The organism is Lentilactobacillus sp. (genome assembly GCF_040773105.1).
In the GTDB taxonomy this organism is placed as follows: domain Bacteria; phylum Bacillota; class Bacilli; order Lactobacillales; family Lactobacillaceae; genus Lentilactobacillus; species Lentilactobacillus parabuchneri.
The window spans coordinates 1-2,760 of record NZ_JAXGWW010000264.1 but is presented as its reverse complement, the minus strand read 5'-3'; the positions used below and the strand labels follow the sequence as shown (position 1 = coordinate 2,760).

The 2,760-nt window shown below is 43.0% G+C and carries 3 protein-coding genes; all 3 read left to right on the top strand.

Going from position 1 to position 2,760, the window contains the following annotated elements:
- A partial coding sequence (locus AB3112_RS10460) for a YbhB/YbcL family Raf kinase inhibitor-like protein (protein ID WP_367334455.1) occupies window positions 1–403 on the top strand: 403 nt, incomplete at its 5' end.
- A 77-nt stretch (window positions 404–480) separates the two neighbouring features.
- On the top strand, window positions 481–966 hold the full coding sequence (locus AB3112_RS10455; protein WP_057910874.1) for a universal stress protein: 486 nt from the start codon (window positions 481–483) through the stop codon (window positions 964–966).
- A gap of 158 nt (window positions 967–1,124) precedes the next feature.
- Window positions 1,125–2,738 (top strand): FAD-dependent oxidoreductase, encoded by a 1,614-nt coding sequence (locus AB3112_RS10450; RefSeq protein ID WP_084974503.1) that lies wholly within the window; start codon window positions 1,125–1,127, stop codon window positions 2,736–2,738.
- The last annotated feature ends 22 nt before the right edge of the window (window positions 2,739–2,760 follow it).

Genomic DNA, 2,760 nt, shown 5'->3' with positions numbered 1-2,760 from the left:
TAAAATTAACGGTGTCCCGGAAGAAGCCAAATCTTTGGCACTCACCTTTTTGGATTGGGATGCCGTACCAGTCAGTGGCTTTCCATGGATCCATTGGATTGCTGCCAATATCGCACCAACCGTCACCGAAATTCCGGAAGACAACAGTCAAACGTTGAAGGTGCCAATGGTTCAGGGCAGAAACAGCACGGCAGGCGGCATAATTGGTAACAAAGACGTCAAAACTGCTTGGCATTATAACGGACCCAACCCACCGGATAAAGTTCACGACTATCATTTATCAATGTTTGCATTGGACGCCGAATTACCGTTAAAAGACGGCTTCTGGTTGAACGAACTGCAAGACGCAATGCGCGGACACATCCTGGCAACTGCCGAATTCACCATTCCAAGCAAGCCATAATATTTGGTTTTCACACGTTATGACAAAGAAAAATTAGTGATATAATGAACTTAAATTAATTTGTGGGAGGTTTCTTCATGGAATCCAATTATAAAACCATTTTAGTACCGGTCGATGGGTCTAGTCAGTCAGAGGACGCATTGGCAAAGGGCGCACAATTCGCAAAAAATAACGATGCTCATTTGGACGTACTTCATGTTCTGAGCACACAACAATACGGTTATAACTACGGTGGAATGGTAGACGGTGATGTCATCAACAATCTTGTTGAAGATACCACGGACTATTTAAACAAACTCGTTGACCGGATTAAAAAAGAATCGGGTCTTGACGACATTCAAATTCACATTCGTTTCGGTAATCCAAAGACCGTTATTTCAATGGAATTCCCAAGAGACCACAAATCTGACTTAATCATCATCGGCGCAACCGGTATGAGTCGGCTACAACGTGTTTTAGAAGGATCAGTGTCATCATTCGTTGACAGAAATGCCAAGTGTGACGTCATGGTCATTCGAACGAACACAGACAATAAGCCATATATTCCATTTCCAAAGGATTAAATTAACTATCACCTATATAGATCATCGAAGAACAACTGTGTTCTTTGGTGGTCTTTTTTCATGGCTATATTTAGGGGGCAATTTGTTGACCTTATTCCCCAACAAGGTATGATTAAACTAGTATATGTAAGCGCTGTAATCCGAGAGGAGAATCAACTATGAAAGTACTAGTTATTGGTGGAATTGCCGGTGGGCCTTCATTTGCCACCAGACTTCGTCGAATTAACGAAAATGCTGAAATTATTATCCTTGAACGTGGCGCGGCAATTTCTGTTGCCAGTTGTGCCCTGCCTTATTACTTGGGTGGTCTGATCAAGGATCGGTCCGCAGTAATCGAACGAACCCCAGAAATTTTAAAGCAGAAAAATAATATTGATGTTCGATTATTTAATGAAGTGACCAAGATTAATTCCGCCGACAAAAATGTTGACGTCAAAAACCTTCAAACGGGTGAAACTTATCGTGAGACTTATGACAAGTTGATCATTGCAACAGGAGCCAGTCCAACATTCCCTGAAATTAAGGGTATTCATGACGCAGATAACGCGTTTGTTTTACGAGCCGTGACCGATGCAGATAAGATCAAAGCGTTTATTGACGAAAAGCACCCGCAACACGCAACGGTCCTGGGGGCCGGTTCAATTGGAATCGAAGTTTCAGAAGCACTCGTCGATAACAATATTGACGTGACAATCGTCGAGCAGTCCGGACACGTTGCTTCGCCATTTGATCCGGAAATTACGGATATCGTTGCAGAAGAATTGCACAAACAAGGCGTCCATGTCATCCTTAATGAAACGGTCGACGAGATCCGCGATAACGGTCATACCCTCGTTTTAGCCGATGGAACAATTCATGAAACAGACATGCTGTTTTTAGGCACAGGTGTTCAACCAAATAGTGAAATCGCAGGGGCTGCTGGCATTAACCTGTCTGATGATGGCCACGTGATCGTTGATCATCATCTGCAGACAAATCTACCCGATATCTACGCGATTGGCGATGTGATCGAGACGACGAGTTTAATTACCGGCAAGCCCATTCCAAGCTTGCTGTCGAGTGCTGCAAATCGGCAGGGTCATTTATTGGCCGATATCTTAAATGGAAGTCCCTTAGAATACAAAGGCTTTATTAGTGCTGGCGTATCAAAGTTCTTTGATTTAACTGCCAGTTTCGTTGGCTTTACAGAGCAAACTTTACAGCAACTTGGGATTACAAATTACAAGACCGTCTTCATCACACCTTTTGACCGAGCTTATTTCTATCCAAATGCTGATCGAGTGAACTTCAAATTAATTTACGAAGATAAAACCGGTAAAATTCTGGGCGGTCAAGCTGTTGGTCGAAACGGGATTGATAAGCGGATTGCCGAATTGTCCGTCGCAATTACCGGTAATTTAACGGCGTTTGATTTGCCTTCCCTGGAAATTCCTTATTCGCCGCCTTACTCATCGACTCGAGATGTCTTGAACATTGCGGGATATGTCGCCATTAACCAGCTTACAAATACAACTGCCACGATTAAAGCAGAAGCGATTTCTCCAGATGACTTAGCTCATGCGGTATTTTTAGATATCCGAGAGGCTGGCAAACCGGTGGCCGGTTCCATCACCCCCACCCTGAACATCCCATTATCAGAACTGCGTGACCGAATTGATGAGATTCCAAAGGATAAAAAAGTCTACATCACATTCCGTAAGGGACTTGGTCCGTATAATGCTTCTCGAGTTTTAGCCGGAAAAGGTATCAATGCGATTATGATTGAAGAATAATTAGATGAATATCTAAATAAAT